Here is a 17,715-nt window from a genome sequence, read left to right as displayed (position 1 = left end):
TCTCAGATGAAAATCAGACGTTAAGCGTATAGCTGCTGCGAGCGATCTGCGTTGCTTGCACCATGTTGCGAAGAGCTGCAACCGTTTCTTCCGTACCGCGTGTCTTAAGGCCGCAGTCCGGGTTAATCCAGAACAGCTTCGGATCAAGCACGCGAAGCGCGCGATCGATCATGCTCGTCATTTCTTCCACTTGCGGAACGCGTGGACTATGAATATCGTATACGCCGAGTCCAATGCCAAGCTTATATGTGTTCAGCTCGAAGCTATGAATAAGCTCGCCATGGCTGCGGGATGTCTCGATCGATATCACGTCGGCATCCATGGCTTCGATGGAGTCGATCATGTCGTGGAATTCGCAATAGCACATGTGCGTATGGATTTGCGTCGTATCTTGAACCGTGCAAGTCGTCATACGGAAAGCTTTGACCGCCCATGCAAGATAAGCAGCTTGCTCTTCTTTCTTAAGCGGCAACCCTTCACGAACGGCTGGCTCGTCAACTTGAATCATGCCGATTCCAGCTGCTTCAAGCGCTTCTACCTCTTGTCTTAGCGCATAAGCCAATTGGTAAGCAATTTGCTCGCGAGCAATATCGTCACGAACGAACGACCAGTTCATAATCGTAATCGGGCCGGTTAACATCCCTTTGACGGGACGATCCGTCTTCGACTGCGCATACTTCGTTTCTTCGACGGTCATCGTTTCCTCGAAAGCTACATCGCCGAAAATAACCGGCGGCTTCACGCAGCGCGATCCGTAAGATTGCACCCAGCCGTATTGCGTGAACGCGAAGCCGGCAAGCTTCTCGCCGAAGAACTCAACCATGTCCGTACGCTCGAATTCACCATGTACGAGCACGTCGAGTCCGATCTCTTCCTGCAGCTTGATCCATAGATCGATCTGGTCGCGGATGAACCCTTCGTATTGCTCGTTATTCCATTCGCCTTTGCGCCACGATTGACGGGCTTTACGCACTTCGGCAGATTGCGGGAAACTGCCGATCGTCGTAGTTGGCAAGATCGGAAGCTGCCATTTACTCTGCTGTGCAGCATGACGCACATCAAATGCCGAGCTGCGTTTCGGCTGCTGCGTGCTAAGTGCAGCCACCGCTTGCTGAACGTCGCCGCGGTTGCGCGTGCTGGACGTACTCAGCGCTTGCAGAGCTTTCTCGCATTGCTCAAGCTCATTAGCGATTGTTGCTTTGCCAGATACGACAGCCTTCGTTAACAAGACAAGCTCGTCCAGCTTCTCATCGGCGAAGGCAAGCGCGCCTTTCAGTTCGGGAAGCAGCTTTGACTCGTTAGCTGTTGTAACCGGTACATGCAACAAGCTGCATGACGATTGAACGATTAAGCGATCGGCCGACACGATGTCCGTCAATTGCTCCAGCACGGACAGCTTCTCTTGAAGCGATGCTTTCCAGATGCTTCGGCCGTCAATAATGCCTGCTCCAAGAACTTTGTCAGCCGGGAATCCAGCAGCTTTGATCGATGCCAAATTTGCGGACCCGCCATGTACGAAGTCAAGACCGATACCTTGAACCGGAAGCTTAACGATAGTCTCGTAGCTCTCAACCGATTCGAAATACGTTTGCAGCAAAATGTTAAGCCCCGGTACGGCAGCAGCGAACGTCTCGTAGATCGAACGAAGTCGTCCGTAGTCCGCATCGCTTAATTTCGTTACGACGATCGGTTCGTCGATTTGTACCCATTGCACGCCTTCATTTGCCAGCTCTTGCAGCACTTGAACATATAGAGGAATCAATCGCTCCAGCCATACATCCGTTTCCGATGCTTGATAACCCTTGGACAGCTTAAGGAAAGTAAGCGGACCTACGATTACAGGCTTGCCTTCAATGCCTAGCTTTTCTTTTGCTTCGCGATAAGCGATTAGCGGTTTGTTCTCAGTCACCGTCGGCGAAGCGCCGTCCAATTCAGGAACGATATAATGATAGTTCGTATTGATCCATTTTGTCATTTCGCTTGCTGCTGCATTCTTTGTTCCACGGGCGATGCCGTAGTACAACGACAGAGGCACTGCGCCTCCTGTATAAGAGAACCGCTTCGGAACGATTCCGAACATCGTCGCCGTATCGAGGATATGGTCATAATAGCTGAAATCATTAACGGGGATAATGTCGATCCCTTTCTCCTGTTGCTTGCGCAAATGAGTGAAGCGGATATCCTGAAGCTTTTGTTGAAACTCCGATTCCTCCAGCTTGCCTGCCCAGAACGCTTCTAAAGCCTTCTTCCATTCCCGATCTGCACCAATTCGAGGATAACCAAGTACACTGCTCTTTGCCATCTTTCACCACTCCTATGCCATTTGTTAAACAAAAGATATCATGGATAGTGAGTTATAGTGTAACTGTATAATACTATATCTAGATATAGCTTTAAGCTATACCTGGATATCATTGGCCTGTTGCACGCTGTAACGCCTCTATATAGGCAGTACCAAGCTTCGATAACGCAACATTTTTATGAGAAATCCAGCCGACATTAATCGTTTCCTCGCAATCAAGAGGCACCGGAATGATCTCGTTGCCGTTCAGATCGGCGCTCAGAACTCCCGTCGAGATCGTATATCCGTTCAGTCCGATCAGTAGGTTGAATAACGTCGCGCGATCATTGACCCGAATGCTTTTGTTATGGGACAACGTGCTTAGAATCTCCTCGGCAAAATGGAATGAATTGTACTCGCCTTGGTCAAACGACAAATACGGATATTGCTGCAGCTGATCGATTGTTACTATCGATTGTCCTGCTAATGGATTGTTGATGCTGATGAAAATGTGCGGCTTCGCCGTGAACAAGCTGTGGAACTGCAGATTCGCGCTGCTCAGCAGCTTGTTAATGACCTTCCCGTTAAATTCGTTCAGGTACAGAATACCGATCTCGCTCCGCAAGCTTCGAACGTCCTCGATGATTTCATACGTCTTCGTCTCCCGAAGCGCCAGCTCGTATTCCTCATGTCCGTATTCTTGAACGAGGCTTACGAAGGCGTTAACGGCGAACGCATAATGCTGGGTAGACACCGAGAAATGCTGCGGAGAAGGCTTCGCATTCATGTATCTTCCCTCCAGCAGTTCCATCTGTTCGACGACCTGCCTTGCATAGCTTAGAAATTCGACCCCTTCCTTCGACAGTGAAATACCTTTGTTGGAACGATCGAATATGGCAATCCCCATCTCCTCTTCCAGGTCCTTAATCGCATTGGACAAGCTGGGCTGGGAGATGAACAGCCTTTTGGCGGCTTCGTTAATAGAGCCGCGGTTAGCGACCTCAATTACGTATTTCAGTTGCTGCAGCGTCATTCCCTTACTCCTATCATTTAACGTATTAAGTGGATTGTATGGGGCAAACCAGCGTAAGTCAACCTATTGAACGGGTCTTTGTTATTGCTTGTTCTTCTCCAACCGTCCGCATATTTTGCACTTCTTATCGATCAGATTAGATGGGTCAAGAAGAGAGGTACAATAATCAAATTGATCGCCGCGTGCTTGTTTTCCGCAATTCGGACATATTCCTTCCACATAACGATCGGGCAAGAATCGTTTATCTGTCTCGCAATACGTGTGCGGGACGGTCTTCTTGTATAAATAACCATGGTCCAACAGTTTCAAGAAGATCTCCTGAACGATGCGATGGTGATTAGCATCATCCCTAACTCACTCTCAATTAGCCGTTTTCACGGCAACTACCCTCGAAGCCGGCAGAACACCTGCTTTGGCAGTACCGATCAATCGGTTGCTGCCATCCATCTCAACGAGGAACTTCAAATTCAGCTTCATCGGCTTCGTAACGCGCTGAGTCCAACTAAGACGATTGCCGTTTAGAACAGGATCGACGAACGAGACAGCTTCATCGCCTTGCTTCGCTGTTCCGATGATTCCACCGTCACGTGTTGCTATATGAAACGTAACTGCCAGCTTGCCAACCGGCGTCGCAATCGTTGCTTCCCATACTCCATCGAACAAATTACCGTCCGTAGAAGCTGCAGCCTGCTGCGGCAGGTCTTCGATTGGTTCTTCATCGTCGCTTTGACTATTGTCGACGACTGGATCGAGTCCTTTATTTTCCCATACCGTTCCTCGTCTCTCGAACTCGAACAACATTTCGATGGCATGCGCAATTCGAGGTCCTAGCTGACGCTCCACTATGTACAACGAAATGTCTAGGCCGGAAGTGACGCCGCCCCCGGACACCAGATTGCAGTCAACAACGATTCGAGCGTTCACAGGGATTGCGCCTGTCGCCCCAAGCGCGTCCATGCCGTACCTGTTCGTTACGGCATAGCGACCTTCCAACATCCCGCTCATTGCAAGAACTAAGGATCCTCCGCATACGGTGACGATCGTTACGTCACTGCGGTCCATTGCTTTCTTCACGCAGTTCGTTAACTCCGTATTCGCCGCTCTCGCTAGAATTGCCGGGACGGATTGTTCCCCTTCTCCAGCCATATTGCCTGATGCCCCAGGTACAACGATAATACCCGCCCTTGAAGGATCAAGCGTTCCGCTAGCTTGAATCGGCAGCCCGTTCATGCCGCTCTTAACGAGCCGCGGCCCTTCGGCTGTCACCAGTTCGACGCTGCAAGCGCCCCCTGAATACATTTCCGCTGCGCAGAAAACCTCGTAAGGCCCGATCGCGTCCATCAGATCGAAACCGTCGAATAATACGATTTGTACATGCATGCTGCTCAATGTGGACTCCCCCTTTTTCCATATCGAATGACGACCTCTGCAACTAGGAGATTGGCTATAATAGCTCCATATACCCCCGCCGTATAACTTGTTTCATATTGCATTCCGAAGCCGTCGTTTAATAGCTTAGATATTAAATGAACGAAAAGATTGGTGAAGCAGAACGCATAACTTCGAATCATAAAGCCGCGATGTTGATCCATCCTCTTGCGCCTAATATGAACGATTGCCATTACCGTAATCGTCAACCAGATGATGCTCGTTAAATTGAATCCGATGCTGCTAAGCTTGCCGCCCGTTGAGTAAGGAGCCATATATCCAGCGGTTAAGCTCACACCTGCTACAAAGAACACAAAGGCATAGCCATTTTTTTTGTGATATTTGCGGTGTTTGTTGTACATGTAGGACGAGAAGTTGATCGCCCCGCTGAGCATAGCGAGACAACTAAACCACACGTGAATATGCAATACGGTTAGCCATACCGATGCATTAGGCTGCTTCAGTTGGTTGACCTTATGTGATAAAAACTCGCCCGCATCCGGATTCAATACTAAATTTACGATTGCAACATAGAACACATATAGGAGACAAACAATCGCAAAAACCTTGTATCCTTGCTTTCTCAAACCTTGTGATTCCCCTTTCCGCAATTTTGAGACCGAACCGTACGGTCTCTTTTTTTATAATCATACTATGAATACCACTCCAACTCACGCACAAAATGTTACAATATAATGAGCTTGTTCAATTTTTCTTCGAAAGGACACCTATTATGCGCAAAAGCGATAAAACAAAACTGCATATTATTATGAAATCGGCAGAGTTGTTTAACGATAAAGGTTATGCCGGATCGACTATTCAAGATATTATGGATGCAACCGGCCTTACGAAAGGCGGCATCTACCGCAACTTCGCTAATAAAGATGAGATCGCGCTAGAGGCGTTCGCCTATGCGGGACAAGTGCTGTGGGGGCATTTTGCAGCAGCTATCGAAGGCGAGACAACGGTGATCGACAAGGTCACAGCGATGTGCGACGTATATAGCGATACGGTCAATAATCCGCCAATTAAGGGCGGTTGTCCGTTTCTCAATACGGCTGTCGAAAGCGACCATTCCTTCCCCATTCTTCGGGACAAGGCTACCCAGGCATTCGATCAGATGATGTCGTTCATACAAGGATTACTGCAGCAAGGCATTGATAATGGCGAATTCCGCTGCGATTTGCAAACGGAGTCGATGGCCTCCTTCATATTCACGGCAATCGAGGGCGGAATCATGGCAAGCAGACTGACGCGCGACAATAAACATGTTGCTTTCGCCAAAGACAATATTCGAACGCTGCTAAGCAGTTATCGAGTGATAACTTAGTTTAACCAAAGGAAAGATCCCTGTTTCTCCAACGAAAGACGGCTGCCATCACGGCAGCCGTCTTCCCTTCATACACCTACTTATTAAACTCTAACGCCTTGAAAATGTGTCTCCACGCCTCTGTCTATGATGCCATTATTCCCTACCGCCCTAGCAAATACTTGAACGCTGTCGCGGGCTTCCAGCTTCACAAGCCCTGACGCATCAATCAGATTACTCCCTTGGATGAAATGTTCGCGGTCGGATATTCTAGCAAGTCCATTCACACGAATTTCCAAGGTCATCTCGATATCTATCATCGTGATGACGGAGAGTGCTACGCTTGCCACTAGCGAATAAATGCCAGCTTGCTTCGGACGGAACGTCGAAGTCGCAGGATTGTACTCGTTGTTCAGATCGACTTCTTCGACTTGGTATTGCACTTGCGTGAATGGCCCCATGTTCAATTGCTGATCGGCACCTGAAACCGCAATAAAGGCAGATTTACGTCCCCTGAACTTTTTGCCGACGCACCCTTTGCGAATAACCTGCTTGCTCGTCGTCTTCTTGACGACGATTGTTTTGCAGGCGGGCTTTGACTTCACTACTCCTTTGAAAGTCATGCCTACTCCTCCTTGAAAGCATAATAGATCTAGCTTTCTATATCATATGGAGATCAGCATTTCATAGAGACGGCATTCGTCTAATTGGTCGTAATATTAATAGAGTCATAGAGTATGATCCATCGGATATGAACTTACCTGCTCATGTGCTTCATCAGGAGTTCCTTATTAGTTAGCAGGTTCGGATCAAACGGCGAATAAGATAATGCGATTTCGTTGTGCTCATAAGCGAGCGCCAATTGCCCCAGCTTGCCATAGCAATAGACGAGCTGAAGATGCGGAAGCCAAGTCCATGCCGCTAAATTCATACTATATAACCTGCCTTCCGGCATTTCTAACTTTAGCGCTATTTGATACCAGCGAACAGCCTTTTCAAAGTGTCCGTTTTCTTGATAAAAATAACCGATACGGCATACGTAATCCGCGCGCGGCTGATCGTACTTGAAGGATGCTAGTAGCGATTCTAGTTCCTGTTCCTTTAGACCAAGCTCATGGAAGCAATGTGCCATTCTACCGCAGCATTCCAGCTTTATTACATTGAGACCTGATGAATCCCCGAGGATAGAATCATAGCTTGCGATTGCCTGCTCATAACGGTGATTAGCCATAAGCTCCATCGCATATTGCATGGTTTGCCTGCTATTTAGCTTCGTGCCCTTTGCAAGCATGGCTTCATATATAAGCAAGTTCCGATCACTATTCGAATGATCCCGCCCATGACAGACTGCGATATCTGATAATATAATATTTCCTTGGACTGCTAGCTGCTCATGCACGGAATCATGCCATTTGAATTGCCGAGACCTCTTTACAAGCCGATGTCGCTTAACAACCGTTGTCGGCTGTCCAAGCGGATCGAAATCCAGCCAATAATCCATTATTACGGCATCGACAGCTGAATTCAGCTCTTCCTTAAGCGACTCAAGCTTGATTCGTTCCCGCTCGTCCAGCCAGTCATCCGCATCAAGCCATAATATATAATCTTTTGTTGCATAACGAAACGATTCATTGCGAGCCGCGGAGAAATCATTAATCCATTCAAAGTGATAAATACGCTTCGTATACTGTGCTGCTATTGCTAGCGTGCCGTCTGTGGAACCCGTATCCATGATGATGATCTCATCGACCGCGTTGGCAACCGAGCTTAAGCATCTGCCTAACTTCTGCTCTTCGTTACGAACAATCATGCATAAGCTTATCGTAATCAAAACGGTATCTCCTCCAATCGCGTTCTCTTCATACATGTTATGGAGCTGATAGCTGTTATGTCTGTACGTCTGCTTCAGGAAGTTGGGATTTTAATATAAAACATGAATAATTTCCTTCTTACAAGGCATGATGATATAATGAGATTATTCATACTAGATGGGTCGGCTATAAGCCTGAACACTGGATGAATAACAAAATGAAGCCAATCGAGGAGGAAAAGAGTAACGATGTCTAAACTCAATATCGGTATTATTCTAGGCAGTACACGTCAAGGACGCGTCAGTCCTCAAGTAGGCGAATGGGTGAAGAGCATTGCCGACCAACGCGGCGATGCGAACTATGAGATTGTTGATATTGCTGAGTACAAGCTCCCTCTCTTGGGCGAAGAAGACGCTACAGAGCAAGCGACAGCTTGGAATACGAAGCTAGCCAGCCTTGACGGCTTCGTCTTCATTGTTCAGGAATACAACCATAGTATTACAGGAGCGCTCAAGAATGCGCTTGATTACGCGCGCGATGCGTGGAACAATAAAGCTGCCGGCATTGTGAGCTATGGCTCTGTTGGCGGAGCTCGCGCTGCTGAGCATTTGAGAGGCATCCTTGGCGAGCTTTCCGTAGCGGACGTTCGCGTTCATCCGGCTCTTTCCCTCTTCACCGACTTCGAGAACGGCTCGGTATTCAAGCCTGCCGATCTGCATCTAACGAACGTGAACGGCATGCTCGATCAAGTGCTTGCATGGAGCGGCGCTCTCAAAACGATTCGTCAATAAGTCCTGCAGAAGCCTTTCTGCTGCTGACAGCAGTCAATACCAAAAAAAACATCGCCTAATACATAGGCGATGTTTTTTTGCGTTTTTTATTGGAACACCCAAGCTAGTCTATCATTTTTTCATATCATATAGCATTGCAAATACTAGCTACTAACATTTGGGAGGAATGTTTATGATCAACAAGCAAGCATTGCGCAAAAAAATGCTGACGAGCGGGTTGAAGAAAAAATGCGGGCCAAAAAGGCACACGAAGCGCCCTGTGCAGTGCAAAAGGAAAGGATCTGCCTTCTCGGCGATCGCAACCGATGCGCAACCCATAAGCAGCGCAACTTTAGTTCAAGTACTATTTGATCGAGAGCTGTTCGACCTAGGGGACGAATACAATCCCGCAACCTCCGTTTTCATTCCGAAACGAAGCGGCGTTTACGTCTTCTTCGCAAGCATGAATTATCGGCCTTCAACGGATGATGCGGGTGTCGTATCGTTAGCTATTGTCGCAGGAGATCGAGACATTCAAATCGATTCGGAAGCAATCGATCCGATAAATAACAATCAATTGGACGTAGCCGGCATCGCGAAGCTCAGAGCTGGCGAACCCGTTGCCGTACTTGCGCTTGTTAGTGCGGGAAACGGGGTCATCGAGCCATTCGGCACACGCTTCGAAGGTTCTAGAGTTCAATAATCGGCAGCAGCTTGCTTTCGATATCAGCGCGCCTTCCCTCCAAAAATGGCGGCAACGATAACGGCTCGTGCAATACGTTGGTATCATCGCTTACTTCGTAGCCTGGACCTTCGTCTGTAGCAAGCTCGAATACGATGCCGTTTGGATCCCAGAAGTAGAACGAAGTAAAGAAATGACGATCAAGAATACCTGTGTTTTTCAACCCTTCAGCCGTTATGCGAGACGCCCATCCTGCCAGCTCTTCCTTATTCGATACTCGGATCGCAACATGATGCACGCTTCCTCGTCCAGGCCTTGCCTTGTCTTCGAGCGCTGATTCCTTCACGTGAATTTCCGTGCTAAGACCGCCCGTTCCTGTCTCGAAAATCGATGCATCATGAGCCTTATCCCCCAACGCTTTTGCGCTGCGGGTTTTTTTGTATCCTAATAGCCGCTCCAGCACATCCATCGTCTTAGCACTTTCGCTCACGGTCAAAACGGCCGGACCAAGGCCAAGTATGGCATTTTGAGCAGGAATATCTTCAACCTTCCATGCAGCGCTTGGCGGGTAAGGCTTGTCGCCTTGGACGGAGACGAGATGGACGGTGAGATCGTCGGGGTCAGAAAACGTCAGAGAAGCTCGTCCTTCCTCATGAACGATATCGCCAACCGACACTTGGCTGCTTTCAAGACGAGCTTTCCAGAAGGATAGTGCATCATCGCTTGGCACCGCTAGCGAGATAGAGGATATGCTGTTCGTCCCTTTGCGTGCATGCCCGGCATTTGGCAGCTCGAAGAAAGTAACCCCCGTCCCCGGCGATCCAAGCTTATCCCCGTAGAATAGATGATACATCCCCACATTGTCCTGATTGACCGTCTTTTTCACAAATCGCAAGCCCATTACTTTCGTATAGAACGCCACGTTCGTTGAAGCGTTCTTCGTAAACATCGATACATGATGCTGTCCAATAATCGGTTTCATGCTTATCTTCCTTTCTATTCCTTATAGCTCCTATTATACAGAAAGAACCCGTGAAGCATATCGTTCACGGGTTCAGAGGTGAAGCTTATTGATTAAGCATGGAACTGCTGCCCATCCAGCACTTCCGGTACATAACCGGCACGGATAACGAAGTCGCCGAAGGACTCGTTGGCTTTGCGTTCTAGTGCGTATCTAGCAAAGATCGGCTGCAGGGAATCAAGAATCTCAGCCTCTCCGATATTCTCTTTGTACAGCTTGTTCAGACGATGTCCCGTGAAGCTGCCTCCCAAATACATATTGTATTTGCCCGGCGCTTTGCCGATGAACGAAAGCTCAGCCAACATCGGACGAGCGCAGCCGTTCGGACAGCCCGTCATACGGATGACGATTTCTTGATCTCTAAGACCAAGCTCCTCCAGCATCGGATCGAGCTTATCCATCAACGTCGGAAGATAACGCTCCGATTCCGCCATTGCAAGACCGCAAGTCGGAAGCGACACGCATGCCATTGAATTTCTACGCAACGCGGAGAAGTGAAGGCCGTCTGTTAAGCCATATTCGCTAGCTAGCGCCTTAATCTTCTTCTTGTTCGCCGTAGTGACATTGGCAATAATCAAGTTCTGATTACCCGTTAAGCGGAAGTCGCCGGTATGGATCTTGGCAATTTCGCGCAAGCCAGTCATCAGACGGTTGTCGCCGTTATCCATGACGCGTCCGTTCTGAATGAACAGCGTCAAATGCCATTTGTTGTTGCTGCCTTTGACCCAGCCGTAACGATCGCCGTTGGAATCGAATTCGAACGAACGAGCTTCTTCCAGCTTCCAGCCAAGACGCTCATGCAATTCATTTACGAACCAGTCGAGTCCGCGGTCGTCAATGGTGTATTTGAAGCGCGCGTGTTTACGAACGGCGCGATCACCATAATCGCGTTGAATCGTAACGGTTTTTTCTGCAACGTCAATAGCCTGCTCCGGCGTACAGAAGCCGATGACCTTCGACACTTGCGGATACGTTTTCGGATCGCCATGGGACATCCCCATGCCGCCGCCAACGCTAATATTGAAGCCTTTCAGCTTGCCGTCTTCGACGATCGCAATATAACCAAGATCCTGCGAGTAAACGTCAACATCGTTGGACGGTGGAATGGCAATACCGATCTTGAACTTACGCGGCAAATACACTTTGCCGTAGATCGGCTCTTGCTCTTCGCCGTCTTGAAGGCTGTCTACAACCTTCTCGCCGTCAAGCCAAATCTCATGGTATGCTCTCGTACGCGGATCCAAATGCGTGCTGATCTTGTTCGCCCATTCGTACACTTCGCCATGTATGTCGGATTGGTACGGATTCGGGTTGCACATAACGTTACGGTTAACGTCGCCGCAAGCCGCAAGCGTACTTAGCAGCGAATCATTCACTTCGCGAATCGTGTTCTTGAGATTCCATTTCAGAACGCCATGCAATTGGAACGATTGGCGCGTCGTTAGACGGATTGTTCCGTTAGCATATTTGTGTGCAACGGTATCCATCATCAACCATTGCTCCGGTGTAACAACGCCGCCCGCTGCGCGTACGCGCAGCATGAACTGATAAGCCGGCTCAAGCTTCTGCTTTGCTCTCTCGTTCCGCAAGTCGCGGTCATCCTGCATATAACTGCCGTGATGCTTCATGAGACGGTTGTCATCCTCAGGAATCGAACCGGTAATCGGGTCCTTCAGCGTCTCTTCAAGACTACCCCGCAAGTAATTGCTTCGAATTTTGATATGCTCGACGTCGCTATGCGGAGCATCGTGCGGAGGATAAAACTCTTTTTTCGACATGCTTGCTATTCTCCCCTCGCGATCAGGAAACGTCTAGTAGACGTCCCGCTGATAACGTTTCTGTTGTTGCAACTGTGCCATATATTCCGTTGCTTGTTCTGGGCTTAACCCGCCGTGACGTCCGATGATCTCAAGCAAGGCTGCATGTACGTCATGCGCCATTCTCTTCTCATCGCCGCATACGTAGACGTGAGCGCCCTCTTGAAGCCATTTGTACAACTCTTCGCCCTTCTCGAGCATCCGATGCTGAACGTATACCTTCTCTGCCCTATCGCGGGAGAATGCTACGTCCATTCGCGTCAATACGCCGTCCTTCAGCCAACGCTGCCATTCCACTTGATATAGGAAATCCGTCGCAAAATGCTGATCGCCATAGAATAGCCATGATTTTCCTTCTGCCCCTGCCTCTTCGCGTTCACCAAGGAACGCTCTGAATGGAGCGACGCCTGTACCAGGTCCGATCATAATGATCGGCGTGTCCGTGCTCTCCGGCAGCTTGAAGTTCGGATTGTTCTGAATGAAGATCGGGAGCTTGTCGCCCGCAGCTACACGTTCTGCAAGCTGTACCGAGCAGACGCCGTTGCGCTCTCTTCCGTTCGCCTCATAACGAACCGAACGAACGGTAATATGCACTTCATCAGGGTTTGCGTTCAAGCTGCTTGAGATTGAATACAAACGAGCTGGGATTTTGCGAAGCAAGGAGACGAATGACTGTGCAGACAATCCCTTAAGCGAATAATCCTTCACAAGATCGATCAAGTCGCGACCGTTCAGGTAGGCCTTAAGCTTCTGCTCTTGTCCTTCGCCGACGAGTTCTGTCAGCTCTGAATTAGAAGTTGTCTCAGCGAACTGCTTAAGCAGCGGCTTCGTCAATACAGTAATTTCATAATAAGAGATCAGCGCATCACGCAATGCACGCTGCTCGCCATTTTTGTTGACGGTTACCTTCTCGTCAGCTTGCCAACCCATTGAAGCGATTAGCTCATCGGCAAGTGCCGAGTCGTTCTCAGGAATAATGCCGATGCTGTCGCCCGGCTCATAAGTCAAGTCGGAGCCTTCCAGCGAAATTTCAACATGGCGTGTCTCGCGGTCGGAACCGCGTCCGTTCAGATTCAAGTTCTCAAGCACTTCCGCTTGGAACGGGTTCGCTCTCGAATATTCCGATTCGGCTGCAGCCGCTGCCGGTTGACCGACCGCACTGCCCGCCGCTTGTGTCGAAGCGCCAGATTGCGCTTGTACAAGCTTCGCTAATGCGCCAGATACTTGCGCCATCCATTCCGTAGCCGTCTCATCGAAGTCAACATCGCAATCCGCACGTTCGACAAGTCTTGTACCGCCTAGCTCCTCGAGGCGTTTGTCGAAGTCTTTGCCGGTTTGGCAGAAGAACTCATATGACGTATCGCCTAGCGCTAGTATCGAATACTGCAAACCTTCCAATTGCGGAGCGCGCTTGGAATGCAGGAATTCATGGAATGAAATTGCCGTATCCGGCGGTTCGCCTTCGCCGTGCGTACTAACGACGATAAGCAAATGACTGATTTTCTTCAGATTGTTAGGCTTGAAGCTGTTCATCGAAGCCGTTGTTACTTCAAAGCCTTCGCCTTCCAAACGCTTCGCCATCTTCTTCGCCAGCTTGTCGCTGTTGCCCGTCTGCGAGCCGAATAAGATCGTCACGTCTTTGGCAACGGGTGCGAGTGCCTGTACTTGAGCTTGGCCTGCTGCTTGCGGCGCTTCTGCTATCGCAACAGCCGAACCCGCCGAGACCAAGGCAGCGCTTTGCGCAGCCGATAAATAACCACTTAACCAAATACGTTGATAATCCGTCAGAGTCGGCAGAAGACGGTTAAGCCAATCTGATTGCTCTTGATTAAACGGACTGTTTGTTGCCTGGATTTCCAATAGTATCCACCTCGCGCAGCTTCCTGTTTAGAATTGCTTCATTTTTTTCATTATTCGACATTAATCGCATTGAATCTTTCATTACATGACCGTACCATAACTATCGCTATGCGGGCAATTTAAATGAATTTATAACTATTATTAGTTATTCTGATAAAAGGCAATTCCCTTCAAATGGAAGGTTACGCTTGCGGTCCAAAACGCTTCAGATTTCTCGCGCGCGCACGCTCCTGCTCGACCTCGCGATTGCGCGGTTCGGCGCTCGTAACGAGAGAATCCATTAACTGCCGCGCTATGACTGCTATGTCGTCGACTGCCTTATGGAATGCTTCTTCGTTCGCCTTGGATGGCGTATGAAAGCCAGACAGCTTCCGAACGAATTGAAGCGAAGCTTCATGAATTTCTGAATCAGCGACCGGAGGTTCAAAGTTGAATAACGTCTTAATATTTCTGCACATCGACTATTCCCCATTCCTTGACGTACAGGAAAGTATATGATTTTCTCATACATTCTCTATACGTTTCGACGAAACGCTGGCGTCTATAGATAGGACGCCGTCAGCTGTTTCTTCTTGTCCGACTTCACTACTACATCCTACTACATTCTGCTGCTGTAATCTAGCCATTTCCTACAAGATTAGTGTGGATTCGACTTGACTTTTATCCTTTAGCTCTAGACAACGACCGCTTGCCCGAATAAGAGCTGTACATTCTCCAACCAGTCAGCAATGCTGCTGCAAGGCATATACATGCAGATACGGTGAATACGGTGTGCATGCCGCTTAAGAACAGCTCCGGACGATCCGGGACTAAACCTGTAACCCGGTATCCGGCTTCCCTGCTCATGACGTGGAATAAAATAGAAGTTGCTAATGTTATGCCTACAACCATGCCGACATTGCGAACAAGCGAATTGACGCTGCCGGCCGATCCAAGCTGCGTACGCGGAACTTGCGACATTATAAGTGAATTGTTCGGCGATTGGAACAAGCCGCTTCCGATGCCGATCATTCCAATCCAAAGTCCTACTAATAAAATGGAGCTTTGTTCATGCAGTCTAGCCAAGCCGAACTGAGCGATGAACATTACGATAAGCCCGGCGAAAGTGAGCAGTTCCGAGCCGATCTTGTCGGACAACGCCCCGCTTAGCGGCGAAACGACAACCATGCATATTGGAAGCAGCATGAGAAGCAATCCTGCCTCGAATGGCGATAAGCTCAACATGTTTTGCGTATAGAACGGTGCAATGATGTTCACGCAGAAGTTCGAAGCGAAGACAAGAAAACCGCATAGAATACTGACCGAGAACATCGGGTTTTTGAATAGAGACAATTGAAGCAACGGCTCTTCCCTTGTTGCCTCGATCCGTAAGAATATCACGAATGCAATTGCTGCAACGGCTAACGATATAATAATCCAAGCATTTCCGTAACCCGTCTGCTGCCCAAGCAATAGACCGGCGAACAGGGTAAGAATGAAGAGCGCGAACATTGAGCTGCCAGGAACGTCGATTTTGGACTTTACTTTCACCAAGTCGACAGGAAGCACCTTCCAGCCCATTACGAGCGCAATAAGGCCGATCGGCACGTTAACCCAAAAGATATATTCCCACCCGATCGAGGAAACGATGATGCCGCCTAAACTCGGACCCGCGATGCTGCCTAACGAGACGAAAGTACCGATTAATCCAAGCGCCTTGCCGCGTTCCTTAGCTGGGAAAATATCGGTAACGATGCCTTGGCTGTTCGCCATCGTCATCGAGGCGCCTATTGCTTGCACCACTCTGGATACAATAAGGAAAGGCAGCGACTCGCTGAATCCGCACAGCAGCGACCCCATGATGAAGATGACCGTACCGAGCTTGAACACTTTTATTTTGCCAATCATATCTCCAAGCTTGCCGAAGAAAAGGATCGCCGCACATATCGCCATGAGATAAGCTGTCGTTACCCACTCAATCTCGGCAATAGGCAGACCGAGGTCATCCGATAACGCCGGCAATGCAATATTAACGATGCTGCCGTCCAACGTCGCCATAAACGTAAATAAATTAAGGACAATTAGGATAATCCACCGTTTCTTCTGAACGGCGGCGTCCTCTTGATAAGTGCTCATATTCGTCTTCATGTAAAGCGCCTCCTGTTAGCGATTCGCAATTTGTTGCGTGCGCAACTATTATCGACGTTATTGTATCACCAGTTAGTTGCGTGCGCAACAAAATTCAGTTAAACTAACGGCAGACGTTAGTAGAATGAGGTGCCAAGTTGAAAAATGAACCGATCGGCAAGCTGATTTCTTATATTCACAGGCAAAATCAGAAGGAGCTTAATAAGCATTTTACTCCCTATGGGATCGGAAGCGGCGGCCAGTATAGCTTCTTGAAAGCAGTTCTTGGGACACCAGGGGTAAATCAGGATCAATTGACCCAACAATTGAATTTCGATAAGGCGACAACCGCTAGATCGCTCAAGCATTTGGAATCGGAGGGATACATCGATCGCAAGCCAGACCCTAATGACCGAAGATCGCTGCTTGTATACCCTACGTCTAAGGCTGAACAATTTCGGCCTACGCTGCAGCGCATTTTGGACGAAACGAACAAAGTGATGCTTTCGCATTTGAATAGCGAAGAAGAAGATCAGATCATCTCTCTGCTTCAGAAAATACGACAAGGGTTTCATGATTAATGAAGCCTCTTTGTAAATCATTTGCGTGAAATCATTTACCTATCCGCACAACTAGGCATATAGTGGAGCATCTACTCGCGGAAGGAAAATGAACATGCATCCTTATTCATATCCATATGGCTACTCTAATGTTGGCTACGTGCATAACCCGTTACACAATCGTTACCCCATGCTACCTCCAATAGCTTGGCCAACAACGGCTCAAGTATCGGATACAAGCATCGGGTATGAGCACATCCAGCGGCTAACCTTCGTGCTTGTGCACGGCTCCTGGGCAGATGCCACCTTCTGGCATCCCATTGCCGAGCAGTTAAGAAGGATAGGCCACGCCGTCTATACGCCGAATTTGCCGGGTCACGGCTCTGATCCCAATAAAAATGTCACGCACCAGATGATTGTCGACTCCGTGACGAACGATATCGTATCGCATCAACTGCAGGATATTGTTCTCGTTGCCCATAGCTTCGGCGGGACAGTTATCCAGAAGGTAGCGGAACGAATTCCAGATCGGCTTAAGCGGCTTGTCTTCATGAACGCCTTCGTCTTAGAGAACGGCCAAAGCTTGTCCGAACAATTTCCCCCTCAAGCGCTTGCGCTGTTCGAGCAGCTTAGACGGAGCTCCAAGGACGACACGATTACACTCCCTTTCCCGCTTTTCCGGGAAAACTTCACGAACTTAGCCAGTCTCCAGCTCGCGGAACAGCTATATCGCACAACTACGCCCGAGCCCGCAGTCCCTGCTTTCACGAAGCTTGATCTCAAGAAGTTTTACAGTCTCCCTACGCCTAAGAGCTATTTCTATTTAACCACGGACAATCTACTTCCCCAAACCGACCAATACAGCTTCCACCCGCTTATGTCGAACAGACTCGGTCTGCATAGGCTCATTAAGATGCCTGGCGATCATATGACGACACCTAAGACACATCCGAAGCAAGTTGCTTGGAAGCTGTATGAGGCAGGCCGGGACTAAATCACGAATAGAAATAAGAAAAGGCTATCATGCAAAGTCTGTT

General features: G+C 48.8%; 16 protein-coding genes and 1 pseudogene. 5 read left to right on the top strand and 12 right to left on the bottom strand.

Annotated features, from left to right (window positions below; genetic code table 11):
• Positions 1-13: 13 nt before the first annotated feature.
• The 5 genes and pseudogenes from metE to AC0YN0_RS07810 all read right to left on the bottom strand — a co-directional run bounded on the left by metE (position 14) and on the right by AC0YN0_RS07810 (position 5,329).
• Entirely contained in the window at positions 14-2,302 is a 2,289-nt protein-coding gene (metE, locus tag AC0YN0_RS07830) for a 5-methyltetrahydropteroyltriglutamate--homocysteine S-methyltransferase (protein WP_475820702.1), read from the bottom strand.
• Between the two features lie 109 nt (positions 2,303-2,411).
• Positions 2,412-3,314 (bottom strand): LysR family transcriptional regulator, encoded by a 903-nt coding sequence (locus AC0YN0_RS07825; RefSeq protein WP_337101203.1) that lies wholly within the window; start codon positions 3,312-3,314, stop codon positions 2,412-2,414.
• A gap of 105 nt (positions 3,315-3,419) precedes the next feature.
• Positions 3,420-3,662, bottom strand: a pseudogene (locus AC0YN0_RS07820) (class I tRNA ligase family protein); the annotation flags it as partial.
• Positions 3,663-3,674: 12 nt separating this feature from the next.
• Positions 3,675-4,694, bottom strand: a complete 1,020-nt coding sequence (locus tag AC0YN0_RS07815) for a DJ-1/PfpI family protein (RefSeq protein WP_475820924.1) — start codon at positions 4,692-4,694, stop codon at positions 3,675-3,677.
• A gap of 5 nt (positions 4,695-4,699) precedes the next feature.
• The gene (locus tag AC0YN0_RS07810; protein ID WP_475820701.1) at positions 4,700-5,329 is read right to left on the bottom strand and encodes a DUF2306 domain-containing protein; all 630 of its coding nucleotides are present in this window, start codon (positions 5,327-5,329) and stop codon (positions 4,700-4,702) included.
• A 146-nt stretch (positions 5,330-5,475) separates the two neighbouring features.
• On the opposite strand from AC0YN0_RS07810, the gene AC0YN0_RS07805 reads away from it, so the two are divergent.
• On the top strand, positions 5,476-6,072 hold the full coding sequence (locus AC0YN0_RS07805; RefSeq protein WP_475820700.1) for a TetR/AcrR family transcriptional regulator: 597 nt from the start codon (positions 5,476-5,478) through the stop codon (positions 6,070-6,072).
• Between the two features lie 83 nt (positions 6,073-6,155).
• On the opposite strand, the gene AC0YN0_RS07800 is transcribed toward AC0YN0_RS07805, so the two are convergent.
• Together AC0YN0_RS07800 and AC0YN0_RS07795 are read right to left on the bottom strand one after the other, a co-directional pair.
• Positions 6,156-6,674 (bottom strand): complement C1q domain-containing protein, encoded by a 519-nt coding sequence (locus tag AC0YN0_RS07800; RefSeq protein ID WP_475820699.1) that lies wholly within the window; start codon positions 6,672-6,674, stop codon positions 6,156-6,158.
• Positions 6,675-6,808: 134 nt separating this feature from the next.
• On the bottom strand, positions 6,809-7,882 hold the full coding sequence (locus AC0YN0_RS07795) for a glycosyltransferase family 2 protein (RefSeq protein WP_475820698.1): 1,074 nt from the start codon (positions 7,880-7,882) through the stop codon (positions 6,809-6,811).
• A gap of 228 nt (positions 7,883-8,110) precedes the next feature.
• Here AC0YN0_RS07795 and AC0YN0_RS07790 point away from each other — a divergent pair, with 228 nt between their 5' ends.
• Complete coding sequence (locus AC0YN0_RS07790; RefSeq protein WP_442049060.1) at positions 8,111-8,653, top strand: NADPH-dependent FMN reductase; 543 nt, start codon at positions 8,111-8,113, stop codon at positions 8,651-8,653.
• Positions 8,654-8,825: 172 nt separating this feature from the next.
• Positions 8,826-9,335, top strand: coding sequence for a C1q-like domain-containing protein (locus tag AC0YN0_RS07785; RefSeq protein ID WP_475820697.1), 510 nt, complete (start codon positions 8,826-8,828; stop codon positions 9,333-9,335).
• Here AC0YN0_RS07785 and AC0YN0_RS07780 read toward each other — a convergent pair.
• The 5 genes from AC0YN0_RS07780 to AC0YN0_RS07760 all read right to left on the bottom strand — a co-directional run bounded on the left by AC0YN0_RS07780 (position 9,322) and on the right by AC0YN0_RS07760 (position 16,139).
• Complete coding sequence (locus tag AC0YN0_RS07780; protein WP_475820696.1) at positions 9,322-10,296, bottom strand: VOC family protein; 975 nt, start codon at positions 10,294-10,296, stop codon at positions 9,322-9,324. The genes AC0YN0_RS07785 and AC0YN0_RS07780 overlap by 14 nt on opposite strands.
• A gap of 92 nt (positions 10,297-10,388) precedes the next feature.
• Positions 10,389-12,113, bottom strand: a complete 1,725-nt coding sequence (gene cysI, locus AC0YN0_RS07775) for an assimilatory sulfite reductase (NADPH) hemoprotein subunit (protein WP_475820695.1) — start codon at positions 12,111-12,113, stop codon at positions 10,389-10,391.
• 33 nt (positions 12,114-12,146) lie between these two features.
• Entirely contained in the window at positions 12,147-14,012 is a 1,866-nt protein-coding gene (locus tag AC0YN0_RS07770) for an assimilatory sulfite reductase (NADPH) flavoprotein subunit (protein WP_475820694.1), read from the bottom strand.
• 182 nt (positions 14,013-14,194) lie between these two features.
• Complete coding sequence (locus AC0YN0_RS07765; RefSeq protein WP_475820693.1) at positions 14,195-14,470, bottom strand: DUF2277 domain-containing protein; 276 nt, start codon at positions 14,468-14,470, stop codon at positions 14,195-14,197.
• Between the two features lie 202 nt (positions 14,471-14,672).
• Positions 14,673-16,139, bottom strand: coding sequence for an MFS transporter (locus AC0YN0_RS07760; RefSeq protein ID WP_475820692.1), 1,467 nt, complete (start codon positions 16,137-16,139; stop codon positions 14,673-14,675).
• Between the two features lie 137 nt (positions 16,140-16,276).
• Between AC0YN0_RS07760 and AC0YN0_RS07755 the strand changes: the two genes are divergently transcribed.
• Together AC0YN0_RS07755 and AC0YN0_RS07750 are read left to right on the top strand one after the other, a co-directional pair.
• Positions 16,277-16,699 carry a MarR family winged helix-turn-helix transcriptional regulator gene (locus tag AC0YN0_RS07755; RefSeq protein ID WP_475820691.1) on the top strand — a complete coding sequence of 141 codons (423 nt, stop codon included), beginning with the start codon at positions 16,277-16,279 and terminating at the stop codon, positions 16,697-16,699.
• Between the two features lie 94 nt (positions 16,700-16,793).
• A complete protein-coding gene (locus AC0YN0_RS07750; protein ID WP_475820690.1) occupies positions 16,794-17,672 on the top strand; it encodes an alpha/beta fold hydrolase in 879 nt (292 codons plus the stop codon).
• Positions 17,673-17,715 lie beyond the last annotated feature (43 nt).

The sequence above is a fragment of the Paenibacillus sp. J22P218 genome (assembly GCF_056269195.1).
Note: the sequence above shows the minus strand (reverse complement) of the source record. Positions and strands in the feature narration are given on the sequence as shown.

Excerpts from the sequence above, each read along its gene's own strand:
- cysI (WP_475820695.1), bottom strand. The coding sequence starts at position 12,113 with ATGTCGAAAAAAGAGTTTTATCCTCCGCACGATGCTCCGCATAGCGAC.
- AC0YN0_RS07780 (WP_475820696.1), bottom strand. The coding sequence starts at position 10,296 with ATGAAACCGATTATTGGACAGCATCATGTATCGATGTTTACGAAGAAC.
- metE (WP_475820702.1), bottom strand. The coding sequence starts at position 2,302 with ATGGCAAAGAGCAGTGTACTTGGTTATCCTCGAATTGGTGCAGATCGG.
- AC0YN0_RS07825 (WP_337101203.1), bottom strand. The coding sequence starts at position 3,314 with ATGACGCTGCAGCAACTGAAATACGTAATTGAGGTCGCTAACCGCGGC.
- AC0YN0_RS07785 (WP_475820697.1), top strand. The coding sequence starts at position 8,826 with ATGATCAACAAGCAAGCATTGCGCAAAAAAATGCTGACGAGCGGGTTG.
- AC0YN0_RS07760 (WP_475820692.1), bottom strand. The coding sequence starts at position 16,139 with ATGAAGACGAATATGAGCACTTATCAAGAGGACGCCGCCGTTCAGAAG.
- AC0YN0_RS07765 (WP_475820693.1), bottom strand. The coding sequence starts at position 14,470 with ATGTGCAGAAATATTAAGACGTTATTCAACTTTGAACCTCCGGTCGCT.
- AC0YN0_RS07790 (WP_442049060.1), top strand. The coding sequence starts at position 8,111 with ATGTCTAAACTCAATATCGGTATTATTCTAGGCAGTACACGTCAAGGA.
- AC0YN0_RS07805 (WP_475820700.1), top strand. The coding sequence starts at position 5,476 with ATGCGCAAAAGCGATAAAACAAAACTGCATATTATTATGAAATCGGCA.
- AC0YN0_RS07750 (WP_475820690.1), top strand. The coding sequence starts at position 16,794 with ATGCATCCTTATTCATATCCATATGGCTACTCTAATGTTGGCTACGTG.
- AC0YN0_RS07800 (WP_475820699.1), bottom strand. The coding sequence starts at position 6,674 with ATGACTTTCAAAGGAGTAGTGAAGTCAAAGCCCGCCTGCAAAACAATC.
- AC0YN0_RS07815 (WP_475820924.1), bottom strand. The coding sequence starts at position 4,694 with ATGCATGTACAAATCGTATTATTCGACGGTTTCGATCTGATGGACGCG.